Consider the following 18,447-nt stretch of genomic DNA (forward strand, 5'->3'; position numbering starts at 1 on the left):
CATTTACGGGCTCTAAGGCGAGACCAAGGCCGGAGTCACGAGCCGGGCGCGTTCGTAGAGTTCCCGTGCGGCGTGATGCTTGAGATGGGGGCGGATCAGTTGGGACATTTTGCGCATGCGCTGGTCAACCCTCCCGCTTTGCACAAGGGGATATTCGTCCAGCGCTTCGTTCCATGTCGCACAAGCCGCTTCCAGATGCCCCACCTCAAGTTGGAACTCGGCGAGTGTTGCCCGTTCCTTCACCCGAGACCTGCGGTAGATGTCGTAGCACAGCGTGTCCGATTCCCGCATGGCCTCAACGGCTCCGGGAATGTCTCCCAGCTCGTGGCGAACATGACTGACGTGATAGTAGAGAGCTGAGGGATCGTAGGATCCAAAGGCCTTCGATCGCGCCTCCGCCTTCTCCATCGAGATTTCGGCGTCTTTGAGATACGACAGCGCCTTGTGGCGGTCTCCCGTTTGCGCGGCGGCGTGCGCCTGCTGACCCGCGAGGAAGGCGCGCATACGCGGGCCCGCTTGCGGAGAGGCGGCGGCAGCGGCATCGGCCAGTCGCAGAGCCTCCCGGCCGTGCCCGAGATCAACTGCCTGCACACTCATACCTCGAAGTGTCGTGCAATACGTGAGGTGATCCTCAGCGGCACCTGCCAGTTCCAGCGCCTTCAGGTAATACTTCTGCGCCAGGCCTTCCAGTCCCTCGTCCACCGCCATGTATCCGGTGAGATAGCACAGGTCGGAGGCTGCGGACATCATTGCTTTGCGCACCGATTCTTGCGTCTCCGCCCGCAGATACGGGGCCACCGTGTTCACGAGGAATGCCGCGGCCATAGGGCGAGCGTGGCGCCCTCCGAATTGGTCATCGAGTTCTGACACTCGTTCGGTCATGGCAATGACCATGTCGACCTCTGGCATTCCGACGCGCTGAGTCCGGCCGGTCTGAGCGGCTTCCATTCGGCCTACCACGTCAGGCCAATTGGGCACGGTCAGCGCAACGGAGAAGAGACTTATGCCGAGGACGCTGCGGCGTGACGGGTCCATGTCTCCGCTACCGAGATCGATCAGTCCTTCAACCGTGCTCGGAGTCGCGTCCGAGCTACCGGCGGGGGACGGAAACCCGGCCTCGGTATGCGTGACCGGACGCCCCAGCTTCCGCGCCAGGGCCTCCAACACCAGCGGTCTGACCGTCTCCTTGGGCAGGTGCCCTTGACGCCATTGATGGGCCGACGGCTCGCGGTACTTGAGCGGGGTGCCTCGTTCGGTGCCGACACGGTTCACGGCCTGGACGAACTGTCGCAGCGTCCAGCCGGTCTCCCGGTAGAGGCGTTCAAGGTGCCGATTCGGTTCCCGAGTGGCCACTGGCTCTCAACTCCTCGGTGTGCACGAGCGCTTAAAGCTTTTAAAAGCCGCTGCTACCGCAACGGTACCGCCGGCTGTAGCCGAGCGGTTGCCTAGAGCGAGGACAGGTCTTCCTCTCGCGACTGCCGCTGTGAGGTCGGCAAGACAAAACGAGAGGACCCCCGCGGCCGTGGTGGACGGCCCGGGGGCGTGGCCTTCAACTACAAGGGAGTTGACGACATGACCCACGCTACAGCGAGGTTCTTAATTGCGCCGCTGCGGCTGATGTTTCCCGCACGAGGCCGCCATCGTTCGGCCGAGGCACGGCGCGCCGCACCGTGCAAGGGTGCGGCGACGACGCCGGTGTCTCCCCGCGTACCCGTTCGGCAGCCGGAGCTGCTGCGCGGCGAGGACTCGTACCTGATCCGTCCGTATGTCCTCAGCTCCGAGGAGCGGCGGGAGCGGCGGGCTCAGCGCGTTCGGCGGCAGGCATTGTGGCTGGCCGTGCACGGGTACGACGCGGGGCCGCGCTGGATTCACGGTGTGGAGGTGGCAGGCTGATGGCCCGCACGTGCCACCCCGTTCACCTGAGGGAACCGGCGCCGGAGCCCGTGCCGGTTGCCGGATGCGATGTGTGTGCCGCCCTGGCCGAGCAGCGCGCGAGGGCGTACGCCGTGGGGGACAGGTCGAAGGTGACGGACTGCAACGTCGAGATGCGTCGCCATGCCCATCCGCAGGTGGTGCGGGTATGAGCGACGACAGCGGCAGCGCGCGCCGCAGGAATGTGTCGCATCAGGATCCGCTGGCCGTGCCGCGTTCCGGACTCGCGGATCCCAGTTGCTGCCCGGGATGCGCTCTGCTGAAAGAGCAGCTGCGTGAAGTGCTCCGGACGCAGAACGGCCTCGCGTTGTGGGAGGTGCTCGACCACATGACGCGGCACAAGGAATACGGGCATCCGGGAGGGCCGCCCCCGCCCCGGTAGACCGGGGGGAGCCGCCGTGCCGGGGCGGCTCCCCCCGGTCGCCTCAGGTGTGCGACGCCCCCGCGCTCCGTACCGCCCCCACACTCGCCGCCACGACCAGTCCGATGGCCAGCACCTCGGCCCAGCCCAGCGCCTGGTGCAGTACGAGGAACCCCGCGGTGGCGGCCGCGGCCGGCTCCAGGCTCATCATCACCGCGAAGCCGGAGGCCGGAAGCTTGCGCAGCGCGAGCAGTTCCAGGGTGTACGGCAGGACGGACGACATCAGGGCGACGGCCGCGCCCAGTCCCAGGGTGACCGGGTCCAGCAGGGCGGAGCCCGCGGTGGAGATGCCGAGCGGCAGGCTGAGCAGCGCCGCGACGGTCATCGCCAGCGCCAGCCCGTCCGCCTGCGGGAAGCGCTGTCCGGTACGGGCCGAGAGCAGGATGTACGCGGCCCACAGTCCGCCGGCCGCGAGCGCGAACGCGGCGCCGACGAGGTTGAGACCATCGAACCCCTCGCGCCCCAGCAGCACCACACCGCCCAGCGCGAACGCCGCCCACACCAGGCTCAGCAACCGGCGCGAGGTGGCCACCGAAAGGATCAGCGGCCCGAGGAATTCCAGGGTGACGGCGGCACCCAGCGGAATGCGGTCGATCGCCTCGTAGAAGAGCGAGTTCATGCCTGCCAGTGCGACGCCGAAGGCGAGCACGGTGGCCCAGTCGCCGCGCGTATAGCCACGCAGCTTGGGGCGGCAGGCGAGCAGCAGCACCAGCGAGGCGGCGACCAGCCGCAGCGTGACGACGCCCAGCGCACCGGCCCGCGGAAAGAGCAGCACCGCCACCGAGGCGCCGAACTGCAGCGAGATGATCCCGCCGATCACCAGCGCCGCCGACCCGAGCCGCCCGCGCGCGCCCGCGGCCCCGGCGGTCCCGGCCTGGGCCTCCGCCGTCAGCACCTCGGGCGAGGCCGGCACGGGCTGCGGGACACCGCCGTCGCCGGGGTGCGCGGATGCGGCGGCCGTGGCGCCGGGGTGATCGGAGGGGCGGGTGGGAACAGAAGCGGGACCGGCCGATATGGGGCCGTCGGGGCTGCCGGGACTGGGATTCACATCCCCCACGCTAAGGCCCGCCCTTCCGCTCCGTGAAATGCCGTTTCCCCTGTTGTTATGCTCCGCACGCATGAGCATCGAGCTGCGTCATTTCCGCTGCTTTCTCGCCATCGCCGAAACACTCAGCATCACCCGCGCCGCCGAGCGCCTCCACCTCACCCAGCCCGCCGTCTCCCGTACGCTCCGCCAGCTGGAACAGGAACTGGGCAGCCGCCTCGTCGACCGCTCGACCCACCACCTGGCGCTCACCCCCGACGGCCTCACCTTCCGCGACCAGGCGGCCATCGCGGTCACCGCCTTCGACCGCGCCCTCGCCCTCGGCCACGCCCACCGCCTGGCCTGGCCGCTGCGCCTGGGCCACGCCTGGTCGGCCGCCGGTGCCTCCACCACCGCCCTGCTCCGTCGCTGGCACGAGGAGTGCCCCGACACCCCGCTCGAACTCCTCCGCATCGACGACCGCACGGCCGGCCTCGCCCGCGGCGAGGTGGACGCGGCCCTGCTCCGCGGCGAGGTACGGGCCCCCGGCCTGGTCACCGAACAGCTCACCACCGAACCCCGCGTCGCCGGCCTCCCCGCCGACGACCCCCTCGCGCACCGCGCCACCCTCACCCTCACCGAGCTGGCCGACCGCACCATCGCCCTGAACACCGTCTCCGGCACCACCACCCTCGACCTGTGGCCCGCCTCCGCCCGCCCGGCCACCACCATCACCATCGGCAACACCGACGACTGGATCGCCGCCATCACCGGCGGCCGCGCCATCGGCGTCACCACCTCCGCCACCGCCGGCATGCACCCCCACCCCGCCATGGCCTACGTCCCCCTCACCGACGCCCCACCCGTCCCCGTCGTCCTCGCCTGGCGCGACGGTCCCGGGCATCCGCGGATCCCGGACCTGATCGCCGTGGCCCGCGAGGTCATCGGCCACACTGCGCCCCCGCCCCGTACGGCAACACCACCGCACGACCGCGCCTAGGACGCATGGCGGCATGCAGCGGCGGCACCCGTGAACGCGGGCGTCGACGCCGTCGGCTTCAGAAGATCGCGTCGATGATGACGAGGCCGAAGGACTCCGGGCCGACGAGGAGCAGACAGCCGTAGAAGCCGTCGAAGAGGTCGCCTGCCGTGAGGTCGAAGGGCAGGCCGATCGCATAGGCAAGCAGAGGGGTGTCGCCGGAGCCGTTGGTGACGTGTGCGGTGACGGTGGCGGTCAGATCGCGCCACAGGTGGAGCGAGAGTCCGTCGGTCGCCCCCAGGACCCCCGCCTCGAAGTCCGACAGGACCGCGGACAGGGCCGGTGCGTCCAGCCGTTGGAACGGGGGCCCGGCCTCGGGCCAATATTCCTCGTTCTCGAGGTGGGCCCAGCGGTCCGACGCCAGCCACCATGCGCGGAATGCGGCGTCGGCGTCGTCCGGGGAATGACGCGGCAGGTGCAGGCCGTGCCGCGCGAAGGCCACGGAGACTTCCATGCACGCGTTGTTGTTGAAGCGCACGAACTCACCGAGCAATCCCGCCGCGCAGCCGGCCCGGAGAGCCAGGTCCGTGTACCGGAACGCGTCCTCGGTCATGGCGTACGGCTGATCCCAGGGACCGTTCAGCACATCGGCGAAGTCCGGCCACCGGCCGCCGGCGGGCGGCGGCAAGGACTCCTCCGGCGCTATGGACAGCCGGAACCCGTCGTCATCACCGCCCCAGCCGAACAGATGCAGCTCGTCGGTGAGCGGTACGCCGCCCGGCTCCGTGGCCACGTCGATGCGCACCAGATGTTCCGCATGCCCGGTCAGTTGCCCGGCCAGTGCGTGGAGGAGTTCCCGGGCCCGCTCGTCGGGTGGCACGGGGCCGGTGGAGAGCGCGCGGGTGAGCAGCCGGGCGATCTCCGCGGCGGCAACGGGCAGCGGCTCCACGGCCAGGGGGTGGCGATGCCCCGCGGGCCCGGCCTCTGCGAACACTGCCGGAAACCCTCCGTACGCGGCGATCCCGGCCGGAGTGGGCACCCCGGCCGCTCGGTCCGGCTCCTCTTCCGGCACCTCCATCGCCACCCGGCACGCGGGTCGCCCGGTCTCGGGATGCACCGGCGCCCAGCGTTGCAGCAACTGCGCCAGGACCAGCGGATCCGGGTCGACGCCGGGCCCGGATCCCGGGTCCGTCGTGTTCGTCATGTTCCTCATGTCCGTCATGGAGATCCTCGACTTCTCTCTACTCCCCCGGCCGCTCCCCCAGCCCCTCCGCCAGCACCTCCGCCAGATGCCGGCCCCGGCGGTTCGCCAGTTGGTCGAGCTGGGTCCGGCAGGAGAAGCCGTCGGCGAGGATTTCGGTGTTCGGGGCGGACTCCCTTACGGCGGGCAGGAGTTGGTCCTCGGCGCAGGCCGCGGAGACATCGTAGTGACCGCGTTCGAAGCCGAAATTTCCGGCCAGGCCGCAGCAGCCGCCGCTCAGCCGGCCGGTGAGGCCCGCTTGCTCGCGGAGTCGGCGGTCGGGGGCGTCGCCGAGGACGGCGTGCTGATGGCAGTGGGTCTGGCCGGCCACCGGGCGGTCGATGCGGGGCGGCTGCCAGTCGGGGGCCAGCGTCACCAGGGCCTCGGCGAAGGTCAGGACGGAGGAGGCCAGTTGGGTGGCGCGCGGGTCGCCGGAGAGGAGTTCGGGCAGATCCGTGCGGAGGGCGGCGGCGCAGCTGGGTTCGAGGACGACGAGGGGGTGGCGGCCGTCCCGTACCAGGGGGCTCAGGGCGTCGACCGTGCGCCGCATGACGGCGCGGGCCTGGTCGAGCTGGCCGGTGGAGACATAGGTCAGGCCGCAGCAGAGGGGGCGGTGGCGGCGGGGCAGCCGTCCGGCGGAACGCAGGGGTGCGGTCGGGGGGAGGAGGGGGCGCAGGCCGGCCGCCTCCAGGACGCGCACCGCCGCTCGGCCGACCTCCGGTGAGAGGTAGTTGGTGAAGGTGTCGGGCCAGAGGATCACGGTGCGGCCGGTCGCCGGGGTCCGGCGGCGCCACCACCAGCGGGTGAAGGGTTCGGTGGCCAGGTGCGGGATGGCGCGCTCGGGGGCGATGCCGCCGAGGCGTTTGGCGACGGCGGCCAGGGGCGTACGGGCGAGGGCGTTGAGGACGGGGGCGGCCGGGGCCGCGGCGCGGAGCCACTGCGGCAGGCGGCCCATCGCGTAGTGCGCGGCGGGGCGGATGCGGCCCTCGTAGTGGTGGTGCAGGAATTCGGCCTTGTAGGTCGCCATGTCGACGCCGACCGGGCAGTCGCTGCGGCAGCCCTTGCAGGACAGGCAGAGGTCGAGCGCGTCGCGCACCTCGGGCGAGCGCCAGCCGTCGGTGATCACCTCGCCGGCCAGCATCTCGTGCAGGAGGCGGGCCCGGCCGCGGGTGGAGTGCTGTTCCTCTCCGGTGGCACGGAACGAGGGGCACATGACGTCCGTGGAGGCGGGCCCCAGCGCGGCCGTACGGCATTTGGCGACGCCCACGCAGCGGCGTACGGCGGCGGAGAAGTCGCCGTTGTCGTCCGGATAGCCGAATTCCACCGGGACGGGGCGTCGGGGCAGGACGTCGAAGCGGAGGTTCTCGTCGAGGCGGGCGGGGCGTACGAGCATGCCGGGGTTGAGGCCGCCCGCCGGGTCCCAGACATCCTTGAAACGCCCGAAGAGGTCGACCAGTTCCCGGCCGTACATCTTCGGCAGGAGTTCGGCGCGGGCCTGGCCGTCCCCGTGCTCGCCGGAGAGGGAGCCGCCGTGGGAGACCACCAACTCGCCCAGGTCGTAGGAGAATTCGCGGAAGCGGCGGATTCCGGGATCGCTCAGCAGGTCGAAATCGATACGGATGTGGATGCAGCCGTCGCCGAAGTGGCCGTAGGGGGTGCCGCGCAGTCCGTATTGGGCGAGGAGGGCGCGGAAGTCCCGTAGATACGGCCCCAGCCGGGCGGGCGGCACGGCGCAGTCCTCCCACCCGGGCCAGGCCTCGCCGCCGTCCGGCGTACGGGTCGCCGTGCCCGAGGCGTCCTCGCGGATCCGCCACAGGGCCCGTTGCCCGGCCGGGTCCGCGACGACGGTGTGGTCGGTGGTGCCGTCGGCCGCCGCCCGGCACAGCGCCTCGGCGCGGGCCGCAGCCTCCCCGGGGCTGTCGCCGCCCGTCTCCACGAAGAGCCAGGCGCCGCCCTTGGGGAGCCCGGTCGCGCCGCCGACCAGGTCGGCGGCCATGCCCTCGACGGTGAGCGGGCGATGCACGAGGAGGGTGTGGGCCGACTCGGCCGCCGCGCTCTCGTCGGGGTAGCCGAGGACGGCGAGCGCGCGGGCCGCCGGGGTCCGGACCAGCCGCACGGTCGCCTCGGTCAGCACGCCGAGGGTGCCCTCGCTGCCGGTGAGGGCGCGGGCGAGGTCGGTGCCCGCCTCCGGGAGGAGGGCGTCGAGGGCGTAGCCGGAGATACGGCGGGGCAGGTCGGCGGGGTAGCCGGTGCGCAGCAGCGCCAACTCCCGGTCGACCAGGGCCTTGACGCCGTCGCGGAGGCGGGGCGGCAGGCCGGTCGGCGCGCCGGTGGGGTCCGTGCCGCGGCCCGCCCGTACCCGCTCGCCGCCGTACGTCAGCAGTTCCAGCGCGCGGACGCTGTCGGCGGTGGTGCCCCAGGCCACGGAGTGGGAGCCGCAGGAGTTGTTGCCGATCATGCCGCCGAGGGTGCAGCGGCTGTGGGTGGAGGGGTCGGGGCCGAAGGTCAGGCCGTGCGGGGCCGCGGCGGCCCGCAGGTCGTCCAGGATGACGCCGGGTTGGACGACGGCGGTGCGGGCTTCGGGGTCGAGGGACACGATGCGGCGCAGATGGCGGGTGAAGTCGAGGACGACGCCGACGCCGGTCGCCTGCCCGGCGATGCTGGTGCCGCCGCCGCGCGGCACCACCGGCACGCCGCGCTCCCGGCACACCCGCAGCGCCGCCGCGACGTCCTCGGCGTCCCGGGGTGCGACCACCGCCCGGGGCACCCGCCGGTAGTTGGACGCGTCCATGGTCATCAGCGCCCGGTCGGCGGCGGCGAACGAGACCTCCCCGCGTACCGCCGCCGTCAGTTCCCGCTCCAGGTCCCGCTGCTCCGTCTCCGTACGATCAGCCATGCCCTCAGCCTGCCCACTGAAGCGGGTTCATGGCCCGTCGACGGGGCCGTTAGTTCGCGAGGGTGGTGGCGGCGGCCGGCGTACGCTCCTCCGCCGCGGCCCCGGCCGGGTGGAAGCGGAAGACGTTCTCCGGGTCGTGGACGGCCTTGAGCCCCGCCAGCCGCCGGTGCTCCGCGGCGTCGTGCACGCTGCGGGCCACGTCCGCCGCATCCGGCCGCTCCCCGTGGCCGCCCAGCAGGAAGTTCACGCTCCGGCCGAGCCGCCAGGGCTCGACGGCCGCGAACGCCTGCGCGTGGCGCGCCTGTACCGCCGCCGCGTTTGTGCCGTCCAACGGCGAGAGCAGCCGCAGCGCGTAGCGGGCGTCGCGATGGCCGACCGCACCGGCGCCGGTGGCCATCGCGCCCCCGAGGTGGTTGAGCTGCACCACGGTCATCATGGGCGCCTGAGGGCCGGTCAGCGCGGCCACCCGGCGCAGCGCGGCCGCGTCCAGCCCGCTGAGCAGCGCGTTGTCGCCGTTGTAGGCGTGCGGTCGGCTCGGGTCCTGGTGAATGGTGTCCGACTCGGCGTACGGCATCTCGCGCAGGTCGTCGCGGAAGGGCGGGCCGACCGCGCGCAGCGGCGCCACCAGCCGTTCGCCGTCCTCGGCGCTGCCGGTGTACGCGATCCGGATCTGGGTGAGATAGCGGCCGCGCAGCGCCTCGGGCAGCTGGGGGATGTCGGGGTAGGCGATCAGCGCGAGCGACGAGGTCAGTTCGTCCGGGACGGTCCCGGTCCAGCGGAGGTAGGCGGCCAGCGCGTCGTCGATCCGCTCGCCGTCGAACACCAGCTGTCCGCCGTACAGTCGCGCCACCGGCACCAGGGCGAACTCCATCGCGGTCACCACGCCCAGGCCGTGGCCGCCGCCGAGCAGCGCCCGGAAGAGCTCGGGGTCGCTGTCGGGGGTGAGGTGCCGCCGCTCGGCGTCGGCGGTGACGAGGTCGAGGGAGCGGACCTGGTCGGCGGCGAATCCGTAGGTGCGGGCCAGGATGCCGACTCCGCCGCCGAGGGTGTACGAGATGACGCCGACGCCCGGGGAGGATCCGTTGAGCGGGGCGAGTCCGTGCGGGGCGGCCGCCTCGATGACCTGGCCCCAGACGACGCCCGCCGCGACCCGTGCGGTGCGGGCCGCCGGGTCCACCCGGACCTCCGCCATCCGCCGCGTGCTGATCAGCAGCCCGCCGTCGGTGGCCGCGGACAGCCCGTGGCCGGTGGCCTGGACGGCGACCGGGAGGCCGTGGGCGCGGGCGAAGCCGACCGCGGCGGCCACGTCGTCGGCGTGCTCGGCGCCGACGATGACGGCCGGGCGGTGGCGGTAGGCCGTCTGGTAGCCGGAGCGTTCGGCGTCGTAGCCGGCGTCGCCGGGGAGGAGGACGGGGCCCCGCACCTGCCGTACGAGGGCCGCGAGGGCGGCGGGGTCGAGGGCGGACGCGGGGTGCGGGGCGGTGGGCTGCGCGGGGCCGTTGCTCTTCATGCGCCGCACTCTGGGGCAATAACCTGACACCCGCCGTCATATATAAAAGCGGGTGTGAAGTCCGACCGGCTGCTGTCCATCCTCCTGCTGCTCCAGACCCGCGGACGGGTCCCGGCCCCCGAGCTCGCCGAGCGGCTGGAGGTCTCCACCCGGACCGTCTACCGCGACATCGAGTCGCTGTCGGCGGCCGGGGTGCCGGTCTACGCCGAGCGCGGGCGGCACGGCGGGATCGCGCTGCTGCCCGGATTCCGTACGGATGTGACGGGGATGACCACCGACGAGGCGCGGGCTCTGTTCATCCTGGCCGCGCAGGGCGCGCACGCCGCCCTCGGCCTGGACGACGCGCTCGGTTCCGCGCTGCGCAAGGTGATGGCGGCGCTGCCCGCGCCGCACCGCCCGGCCGCCGAGCTGGCGGGCCGCCGGATCCTGGTCGACCCGGACAGATGGCTGTCCGGCCCGCGCCCCGCCGTCGACCTCGACGAACTCCACACCGCCGTCTTCACCGATCTGCGGCTGCGCATCCGCTACCGCCACGGCGGCGAGACCCGCCTGCGGACGTACACGGTCGATCCGTACGGGCTGGTGGCCAAGGCGGGCACCTGGTACCTGGTGGCCGACCGACGCGGCAGGCCGCAGCTGTTCCGGGCCGACCGGGTGGCGTCGGCGACCCTCACCGACGCTCCGGTGCGGCGCCGCGCGGGCGTGGAGCTGGCCGGGGTGTGGGAGGAGCTGCGGCGCGGGGTGGAGGAGCGGCCGGTGGGCGTGCGGGTGACGGCCCGGATCCGCCGCGACCGGCTGGACATGGCCGTACGCATCCTGGGGTCGGCGTTGACGGGACCGCCCCGAACGGGTGAGAGCGAGGACGAGTGGGCCGTCATCGAGCTGGCGCTCCCCGTCGTCGAGGCCGTCCGCCAGCTGCTCCAGTTCAGCGACACGCTCGAGGTGCTGGATCCCCCGGAGGCGCGGCGGGTGATGGCGCGGGCGGCGGCCGCCGTCGGCGATATCTACGGCGGTGACACGGCGGGCCCGTAGGGCGAGCGTCCAAGGGCCGGCCGGTGTCCTGCCGTCTCACCGCACGACTCACCGTCATCTCATCCGGTGGACGCGCCGCCGGACGCCCCACGATGACGGATTAGGCTTCCTCCGTGGCTGATATCCAGATTCCCGCTGACATCAAGCCCGCCGACGGACGCTTCGGCGCGGGCCCCTCCAAGGTGCGTACGGAGGCGCTCGGCGCCCTGGCCGCCACCGGTTCCTCTCTTCTCGGCACGTCCCACCGCCAGGCCCCGGTCAAGAACCTGGTCGGCAAGGTGCGCGACGGCGTACGCGATCTCTTCCAGCTCCCCGAGGGCTACGAGGTCGTCCTCGGCAACGGCGGTTCCACCGCGTTCTGGGACATCGCGACGCACGGCCTGATCGAGAACAAGTCCCAGCACCTCTCCTTCGGCGAGTTCTCCTCCAAGTTCGCCAAGGCCGCCAAGCTGGCGCCGTGGCTGGCCGAGCCCACCGTGATCGCGTCCGAGCCCGGTACGCACCCGGAGCCCGCGGCCGAGGCGGGCGTGGACGTCTACGCGTTCACCCACAACGAGACCTCGACCGGCGTCGCGGCCCCCATCCAGCGCGTCGCGGGCGCCGACTCCGGCTCCCTCGTGCTGGTCGACGCCACCTCCGGCGCCGGCGGCCTCCCCGTGGACATCGCCCAGACCGACGTCTACTACTTCGCCCCGCAGAAGTCCTTCGCCTCCGACGGCGGCCTCTGGCTGGCGGCGTTCTCCCCGGCCGCCCTGGAGCGCGCCCGCGCCATCCACGCGTCCGGCCGCCACATCCCGGAGTTCTTCTCGCTCCCCACGGCGATCGACAACTCCCTCAAGAACCAGACGTACAACACCCCGTCCCTGTCCACCCTCTTCCTGCTCAACGAGCAGCTGGAGTGGCTCAACGGCCAGGGCGGCCTGGACTGGGCGGTCCGCCGCACGGCGACCTCCGCGCGCACCCTCTACGGCTGGGCCGAGGACTCCAAGTACGCCACCCCGTTCGTCACCGACCCGGCCAAGCGGTCGGCGGTCATCGGCACGATCGACTTCAACGACGACATCGACGCGTCGGCCATCGCCAAGGCCCTGCGCGCCAACGGCATCGTCGACACCGAGCCGTACCGCAAGCTCGGCCGCAACCAGCTGCGCGTCGCGATGTTCCCGGCCATCGAGCCGTCGGACATCGAGGCCCTGACCGCCTGCATCGATTACGTCATCGAGAAGCTGTAACGGGCGCGCCGCTTTTTGCGCAATTCCCTGGGCCCCGGCGGGCAACTGCCGGGGCCTACGCCTTTTCCTCGGCGGTTTCGTTGCCTGCCGGCGCGGCGGAGCCATGGGTTTCCCGGTACCGGCGGCCCCATGTGTCGAGTTGTGCCGCGACGTCGCGGAGGGAGGCGCCGGTCTCCGTCAGGGAGTACTCCACCTTCGGCGGGACCTCTCCGTAGACGGTGCGTATCACCAGGTCATCGGCCTCCATCTCGCGGAGCTGACGGGTGAGCATGCGCTGGGTGATGCTCGGCAGCGCGCGCCGGAGTGCCCCGAAACGCAGCGTGCCGTGTTCCAGCAGCAATTTCAGTACGGCCAATTTCCAGCGCCCGCCGAGCACTTCCATGGCGATTTCGATGGCGCAGTATTCCTGGGTGTTCCGCACGTCGCCTCGCACGGCGTCTTCCTTTCCCCGTGGGTATACAGAGTGGTACTACGGCACTTTTTTGACCGTACTTGTTCCCGGGGGCCAGTAGAACAGAGAGTGCCGCTATGGCACACAGCGAAGCCCCCTGCCCGGTAGCGGCGCGCGTCGAGGAGCCGGGACCGCCAAAGCCGTCGAGAAGCCGCTGGGCGGTACTGGCCGTTCTCTGCGTCAGTCTGCTGCTGTGCGGCATCGATCTGACGGTCCTCCATGTCGCGGTGCCCAGCATGAGCCGGGAGCTGCACCCCGGCGGCACCGCGCTGCTGTGGATCGTCGATGTCTACGCCCTGACGGTGGCCGCCCTGTTGGTGACCTGCGGGACGCTCGGCGACCGGATCGGCCGTAAGCGCATGGTGCTCGGCGGCTTCGCGTTGTTCGGCCTGGCCTCCGCGGCGGCCGCGTTCTCGTCGTCCACGGGAGAGCTGATCGCCGCCCGGGTCGCGCTCGGGGCCGGAGCCGCGATGATCATGGCGTCGACGGTGGCCCTCGTCCGGGTCGTCTTCCCCGACGACCGCGAACGCGCCGTCGCCCTCGGCCTGTGGACCGCCGCGCACAGCGTGGGGGCGACCCTCGGCCCGCTGGTGGGCGGGGCGATGACCGAACGCTGGGGCTGGGGCGCCGCGTTCCTCGTCAATGTGCCGATCGCCGCGGCCATCCTGGTCGTCGGCGCCCGGATCATCCCCGAGTCGAAGAACCCGGTGCCGCGCCGCTGGGACCTGACCAGCGTCGCCCTGTCGATCGGCGGCCTGGCGGTCGCCGTCTACGCCCTGAAACAGGCGGGCGCGCGGCTCGCGGTGAGCCCCGGTCTCCTCCTCGCCGCCGTCACCGGCGCGCTCCTTCTCCTCCTCTTCGTCCGACGTCAGCGCCGGCTGGCCGAACCGCTCCTGGACTTCGCCCTCTTCGCCGACCGCCGCTTCTCCGTCGCCACCGTCTGCGTCGTCGTCTGCTTCGGCAGCTATGTCGCGCTGCTGTTCTTCCTCACCCAGTGGCTGCAGCGGGTCGGCGGATACGCGCCGCTGCGGGCCGGTCTCGCCCTGATGCCGCTGGCGGCCGCCAATGCCGTCGGGGCCGCCACCGCACCGTGGTTGTCCGGCCGTTGGGGCGGCCGCCGGTCGTTGACCGGAGCCCTGGCCGCCTTCGCCGCCGCCCTCGCGGCGCTGTCCGCGTCCGCTGACACCGGCGCCTACGGGTCGCTCGTGCCCCTGCTCGTGGTGGCGGGTTACGGAGCGGGCATCGTCATGACCCTGGGCGCCGACGCCATCATGGGCGCGGCCCGCCCCGAACGCTCCGGTGAGGCCGCCGCCATCCAGGAGACGGCGTTCGAGCTGGGGGCGGGCCTGGGCGTGGCCGTCCTGGGCACCGTGCTGACGGGGGTGCGGCGGCTGAGCGAGGCCGCCGCGCACCCCGCTCTCGGGGCCGCCCGGCGGGCGTACGACGACGGGTTCGCCGCGGTGTGCGGCGTGGCGGCCGCCGGGCTGGCCGTCACGGCGGTACTGGCGGCGACGCTGCTGCGGGAGCGGACCCCCGGTCGGGTCAAGAGCCCCACCACGCCTCCCTGATGTCGCTCTCGGCGCGCCGCGTGCGGCGCACCCGGAAGACGGACACCTTCAGGTCGGGGTCGCCGAGGTCGTCGAAGCCCTCGTGGAAGAGGCCGGCGTAGGCGTCCCAGTCGTGCAGGTACCGGTCTCCGGGGTCATCGGGGTCATCGGCGTCCTCAAGCCTGATGTACCGCTCCCGCACCGACGCGGGATCGATTCCCGCGGCGCGCAGCACCTCCTCGGGGTCGCCGCGGACGGTCCAGCCTTCACCGCTGTCCCACCCCTCGACCGACAGGGCGGCCCCTTCGGGCACATTCACCACATGCCGGGTGAAGTGGAGCCCGTAATCCATATCCACCCATCCGACGATGCGGGCCTGCGGGTTGAGTCGACGCTGCTCACCGACCTCGTTCAGGAGCGCGCCCGTGAGGCCGTTGTCCCCCCATGCGGGGTCGAAAATCTGCACGCCGTTGCCCCAGCAGCCGACGGCGACAAGGTCGAGGTCGGCGCGCACCTCCGGTGAGCGCAGGTCCTGCTTCCGGCGGTCCGGCAGCTGCTCCAGGACCGCATCGACGGTGAGCAGCGTCTCGACCGTTCGGCGGGCGCGCACCGGGTCGTGCGCCTCTGAAGGCGACGGACCGCCGCGCGCCCCCGAGGCGCGGAACGGCGGGAAGAGCAAGGTCAGTTCGGTCTGGCCGCCGTGCGGCTTGAGGTACTCGGGCTTCTCGTCGGCTTCCGCGGTCGTCATGGTGTCGACGCTAACCGCAGCCACTGACACCGCAGTTGAGCCGATCGGTCCGACCCGCCCCTCACCGGCTCAGCCGCTGGAACCTCCACACCGCCAGCGGCAGGACCACCGCGGTGATGACCACCGGCCACACCACCGCCATCAGCACCGCATGCGACTCCACCCAACTGCCGCCCGTGGTAACCGGGTTGCCGAAGAGTGCGCGAGTGGCGTCGGCGGTGGAGGAGACCGGGTTCCACCTGGCGAGGGTGCCCAGCCAGTCGGGCATCTTGGACGGTGGGGTGAAGACGCTGGAGATCATGGCGAACGGGTAGGCGAGCGCGTACAGACCGCCGGCCATCTCCTGGTTGGGGACCATGAGGCCGATGAGGATGCCGATCCAGGTGAGCGCGAAGCGCAGGAGGAGGAGCAGGGCGAAGGCGGCGAGGGTGGCGGGCAGGCCGCCGCTGGAGCGCCAGCCGACGAGCACCGCTATCCCGGCCAGGACGGCCAGGCCGACGGCGGCGTTGAGCAGGTCGGCCACGCCCCGGCCGCTGACCACGGCGGAGGGCGCCATCGGCAGCGAACGGAAGCGGTCGGTGACGCCCCGGTCCCGGTCGATGACGACGATCAGGGCGGTGTTCATGAAGCCGAAGGCGACCGTCATGGCGAAGATGCCGGGCATCGCGTAGGTGGTGTAGTCGACGCCGTCGCCGACGACCATGGCGCTGCCCAGGACGTAGACGAAGAGCAGGACGGAGACGACCGGGAAGCCCAGCTGCCAGGCGATGTTGACGGGCTGACCGAGGAGGTGGGTGAGGTCGCGGCGGACGAGGGTCCAGCAGTCGGCGAACGCCCAGCCGAGGCGGCGGACGAAGGTCTCGTCCGCGGGCCCGTCCGGGCCGGCGGAACGGGGCGGCGGACCGCCGTGCGGAGGGATGTGCAGGACGGTTCCGGCGCTCATACGGACGCCACCTCTTCCTCGTCGGCCTTGCCGTTCGCGCCGGTCGCCCCGGCCGTGCCGTCCGCCTCCGGGCCCGCGCCCCGTCCGGTCAGCCGGAGGAAGACCTCGTCCAGCGTGGGCCGCCGCAGGCCGATGTCCTCGACGCCGACGCCCGCGTCCTGGAGCGTGCGCGCGACATCGGTCAGCGCGGCGACGCCGTCCGTCACCGGGGCCTCGATCCGCCGCTCCGCCGCGTGGACGGCCGGCCGCACCGCGTCCGCGGCGACCCGCGCCACGGCCTCCACCGCCCGCGGCAGATCGGCCGCGCCGCGCACCACCACCCGGATGCCGTCCCCGCCGGCCCGCCGCTTGAGCGCCGCGGGGGTGCCGTCGGCGATCGTCCGGCCGTGGTCGATGACGGCGATGCGGTCGGCCAACTGGTCGGCCTCGTCGAGGTACTGGGTGGTCAGGAGGACGGTGGTACCGGTCGCCACGAGGGAGCGGACCGCCCCCCAGACCTCGTTGCGGCCGCGCGGATCCAGGCCGGTGGTGGGCTCGTCGAGGAAGAGGACGTCGGGGGCGAGGATCAGGCTGGCGGCCAGGTCGAGGCGGCGGCGCATCCCGCCGCTGTAGGCCCCGGCCCGTTTCCCGGCCGCTTCGGCGAGGTCGAACCGCTCCAGGAGTTCGGCGGCCCGCTCGCGGGACCTGTGGGCGCCCAGGTGGAAGAGCCGCCCGAACATCTCCAGGTTCTGGCGGCCGGTCAGGATCTCGTCGACGGCGGCGTACTGGCCCGCCAGGCCGATCCGCCGCCGCACCCGTACGGGCTCGCGCGCCACGTCGTACCCGGCCACCGTCGCCCGGCCGCCGTCCATCCGCAGCAGGGTGGCCAGGATGCGGACGGCCGTGGTCTTGCCCGCGCCGTTCGGCCCGAGCAGCCCATGGACCGTTCCGCGGCGTACGGCGAGATCGAGCCCGTCCAGCGCGCGCTTCTCCCCGTACCGCTTCGCCACCCCTTCCATTAACACCGCGTCGCCCGACGCCGACGCCGCATTCCCGACGCTCGCCCTCACCACATCGCCTCCTCGCTCGCCAAAACTGGGTACACCGTACCCGATTGAGCGTACAACGTACCCAGTTCTCCGTGGGGCCGCATAGGATGGCGGCACGATGACGACAGAACACAGCGGCAGCGGCGACCTCTCACGCAGCCTGGAGCTGCTCTGGGGCACCGGCGAACGCCCCGGCCGGGGACCGAAGCCGGGCCTGACCCTCGACCGGATCGTCACCGCCGCGGTGGCGGTCGCCGACGCCGAGGGGCTGGGCGCGCTCTCCATGCGCCGGGTCGCCGCCGAACTCGGCGTGGGCACGATGTCGCTCTACCGCTACGTACCGGGCAAGGCCGAACTCCTCGACCTGATGCTCGACAAGGTCGTGGAGTTCGACGCCGCCGCGCACCCCGACCCCGCCACCGGCTGGCGCCCCGCGCTCGAAGCCGTCGCCCGCACCAACTGGCGGCTGCACCACGGCCACCCCTGGCTGCTCCAGGTCGACCGCTCCCACCCGCTGCTGGGGCCCAACGCCCTGGACGTGTTCGAGTACGCGCTGCGCGCCCTGGCCGGCACGGGACTGACCGACCGCGAGAAGGTCCACGTCATGGTCGCCCTCGACGGCTTCGTCAGCGGCACCGCCCGCACCCAGCTCAACTCCGCCCACGCCGAACAACGCACCGGCATCAGCGCCGAGGACTTCTGGCGCGCCCAGGAGCCGATCCTCAACCAGGCCATGCGCAGCGGGCGCTACCCCACTTTGGCCGGACTCGCCGAGGACGCGTTCACCGGCGGCGACAACCCGGTCTTCGAACTGGGCCTGTCCGCACTGCTGGACGGCTTCGCCGCGGTCATCGCCACCCGCACCGCCGACACCCGTCCGAACGGAGCCCCGAAGGGACACCCGAACGGACGCATCGCGGAACGCGACCCCCTCACGGAGTGACGAAACGGTCCGAATGTGCCTGTATGGAGGCATGACGACTCCACCGATCCCCGGCCTCGCCGAGTTCGAACGCCAGGGGGCGATCCTGCTCACCACATACAAGCGGGACGGCACCGGCGTCGGCACACCGGTCAATCTCGCCGTCGACGGCGACCACGCCTATTTCCGCACCTACGGCAGCGCCTGGAAGGTCAAGCGGATGCGGAACTTTCCGGACGTGGAGATCTGCGCCGCCACCTGGCGCGGCCGTCCGACCGGCCCCACGTACCGGGCACGGGCACGGCTGCTCGACCCGCAGACCCGCGAGTACCGGCGCGCCGAGCGCTCCCTGACCCGTAAATATCCGCTGATCCACGGGCTGCTGGTGCCGCTGGCGCACCGTCTCAAGAAGGAGAAGACGCTGCATTACGAGCTGCGCCTGGTGAACGGCGAGGGCGGCACCGGAGGCGGCGCGGGCGCCTCGTAGCCCCCGCCGGCTCATTTACCGCCTCCCACCTGCCGCTTACCGCTTACCGCTTACC

17 protein-coding genes are annotated in these 18,447 nt (G+C 72.3%); 8 read left to right on the forward strand and 9 right to left on the reverse strand.

From position 1 onward, the window contains the following. Window positions 1-12 precede the first annotated feature (12 nt). The gene (locus tag ACIGWZ_RS13800; RefSeq protein WP_400064029.1) at window positions 13-1,353 is read right to left on the reverse strand and encodes a tetratricopeptide repeat protein; all 1,341 of its coding nucleotides are present in this window, start codon (window positions 1,351-1,353) and stop codon (window positions 13-15) included. Between the two features lie 342 nt (window positions 1,354-1,695). Here ACIGWZ_RS13800 and ACIGWZ_RS13805 point away from each other — a divergent pair, with 342 nt between their 5' ends. Continuing rightward, window positions 1,696-1,893, forward strand: a complete 198-nt coding sequence (locus ACIGWZ_RS13805; protein ID WP_400064031.1) for a hypothetical protein — start codon at window positions 1,696-1,698, stop codon at window positions 1,891-1,893. Between the two features lie 187 nt (window positions 1,894-2,080). Next, the gene (locus ACIGWZ_RS13810) at window positions 2,081-2,314 is read left to right on the forward strand and encodes a hypothetical protein (RefSeq protein WP_400064033.1); all 234 of its coding nucleotides are present in this window, start codon (window positions 2,081-2,083) and stop codon (window positions 2,312-2,314) included. Between the two features lie 43 nt (window positions 2,315-2,357). On the opposite strand, the gene ACIGWZ_RS13815 is transcribed toward ACIGWZ_RS13810, so the two are convergent. After that, complete coding sequence (locus tag ACIGWZ_RS13815; protein WP_400064442.1) at window positions 2,358-3,248, reverse strand: EamA family transporter; 891 nt, start codon at window positions 3,246-3,248, stop codon at window positions 2,358-2,360. 223 nt (window positions 3,249-3,471) lie between these two features. On the opposite strand from ACIGWZ_RS13815, the gene ACIGWZ_RS13820 reads away from it, so the two are divergent. Continuing rightward, the gene (locus tag ACIGWZ_RS13820) at window positions 3,472-4,377 is read left to right on the forward strand and encodes a LysR family transcriptional regulator (protein ID WP_400064035.1); all 906 of its coding nucleotides are present in this window, start codon (window positions 3,472-3,474) and stop codon (window positions 4,375-4,377) included. 58 nt (window positions 4,378-4,435) lie between these two features. Here the strand turns inward: ACIGWZ_RS13820 and ACIGWZ_RS13825 are convergent, their stop codons facing one another. From ACIGWZ_RS13825 to ACIGWZ_RS13835, 3 genes are read right to left on the reverse strand one after another with little or no spacing between them, the layout of a single operon-like run. Further along, window positions 4,436-5,560: a hypothetical protein gene (locus tag ACIGWZ_RS13825; RefSeq protein WP_400064037.1), complete on the reverse strand. Its 1,125-nt coding sequence runs from the start codon at window positions 5,558-5,560 to the stop codon at window positions 4,436-4,438. 37 nt (window positions 5,561-5,597) lie between these two features. Next, window positions 5,598-8,492 (reverse strand): FAD-binding and (Fe-S)-binding domain-containing protein, encoded by a 2,895-nt coding sequence (locus ACIGWZ_RS13830; protein WP_400064039.1) that lies wholly within the window; start codon window positions 8,490-8,492, stop codon window positions 5,598-5,600. Between the two features lie 49 nt (window positions 8,493-8,541). Then, the gene (locus ACIGWZ_RS13835) at window positions 8,542-10,002 is read right to left on the reverse strand and encodes an FAD-binding oxidoreductase (RefSeq protein WP_400064041.1); all 1,461 of its coding nucleotides are present in this window, start codon (window positions 10,000-10,002) and stop codon (window positions 8,542-8,544) included. 54 nt (window positions 10,003-10,056) lie between these two features. Here ACIGWZ_RS13835 and ACIGWZ_RS13840 point away from each other — a divergent pair, with 54 nt between their 5' ends. Both ACIGWZ_RS13840 and serC read left to right on the forward strand, forming a co-directional pair. Next, entirely contained in the window at window positions 10,057-11,034 is a 978-nt protein-coding gene (locus ACIGWZ_RS13840) for a helix-turn-helix transcriptional regulator (RefSeq protein ID WP_400064043.1), read from the forward strand. A gap of 113 nt (window positions 11,035-11,147) precedes the next feature. Further along, window positions 11,148-12,266 carry a phosphoserine transaminase gene (gene serC / locus ACIGWZ_RS13845; protein ID WP_400064045.1) on the forward strand — a complete coding sequence of 373 codons (1,119 nt, stop codon included), beginning with the start codon at window positions 11,148-11,150 and terminating at the stop codon, window positions 12,264-12,266. A gap of 55 nt (window positions 12,267-12,321) precedes the next feature. On the opposite strand, the gene ACIGWZ_RS13850 is transcribed toward serC, so the two are convergent. After that, the gene (locus tag ACIGWZ_RS13850; RefSeq protein WP_400064047.1) at window positions 12,322-12,699 is read right to left on the reverse strand and encodes a winged helix-turn-helix transcriptional regulator; all 378 of its coding nucleotides are present in this window, start codon (window positions 12,697-12,699) and stop codon (window positions 12,322-12,324) included. Window positions 12,700-12,794: 95 nt separating this feature from the next. On the opposite strand from ACIGWZ_RS13850, the gene ACIGWZ_RS13855 reads away from it, so the two are divergent. Next, on the forward strand, window positions 12,795-14,285 hold the full coding sequence (locus ACIGWZ_RS13855) for an MFS transporter (RefSeq protein ID WP_400064049.1): 1,491 nt from the start codon (window positions 12,795-12,797) through the stop codon (window positions 14,283-14,285). On the opposite strand, the gene ACIGWZ_RS13860 is transcribed toward ACIGWZ_RS13855, so the two are convergent. The 3 genes from ACIGWZ_RS13860 to ACIGWZ_RS13870 all read right to left on the reverse strand — a co-directional run bounded on the left by ACIGWZ_RS13860 (window position 14,260) and on the right by ACIGWZ_RS13870 (window position 16,953). Beyond that, on the reverse strand, window positions 14,260-15,012 hold the full coding sequence (locus ACIGWZ_RS13860) for a DUF6333 family protein (RefSeq protein ID WP_400064050.1): 753 nt from the start codon (window positions 15,010-15,012) through the stop codon (window positions 14,260-14,262). The two genes, ACIGWZ_RS13855 and ACIGWZ_RS13860, sit on opposite strands and share 26 nt — an antisense overlap. Before the next feature lie 61 nt (window positions 15,013-15,073). Continuing rightward, entirely contained in the window at window positions 15,074-15,955 is an 882-nt protein-coding gene (locus tag ACIGWZ_RS13865; RefSeq protein WP_400064052.1) for an ABC transporter permease, read from the reverse strand. Then, entirely contained in the window at window positions 15,952-16,953 is a 1,002-nt protein-coding gene (locus tag ACIGWZ_RS13870) for an ATP-binding cassette domain-containing protein (protein ID WP_400064054.1), read from the reverse strand. The genes ACIGWZ_RS13865 and ACIGWZ_RS13870 overlap by 4 nt, the downstream gene beginning before the upstream one ends. Window positions 16,954-17,101: 148 nt before the next feature. On the opposite strand from ACIGWZ_RS13870, the gene ACIGWZ_RS13875 reads away from it, so the two are divergent. After that, window positions 17,102-17,926: a TetR/AcrR family transcriptional regulator gene (locus tag ACIGWZ_RS13875; RefSeq protein ID WP_400064056.1), complete on the forward strand. Its 825-nt coding sequence runs from the start codon at window positions 17,102-17,104 to the stop codon at window positions 17,924-17,926. Window positions 17,927-17,957: 31 nt separating this feature from the next. Then, window positions 17,958-18,392, forward strand: a complete 435-nt coding sequence (locus tag ACIGWZ_RS13880; RefSeq protein ID WP_400064058.1) for a PPOX class F420-dependent oxidoreductase — start codon at window positions 17,958-17,960, stop codon at window positions 18,390-18,392. The last annotated feature ends 55 nt before the right edge of the window (window positions 18,393-18,447 follow it).

This window comes from Streptomyces sp. NPDC053427, from assembly GCF_044544985.1.
In the GTDB taxonomy this organism is placed as follows: domain Bacteria; phylum Actinomycetota; class Actinomycetes; order Streptomycetales; family Streptomycetaceae; genus Streptomyces.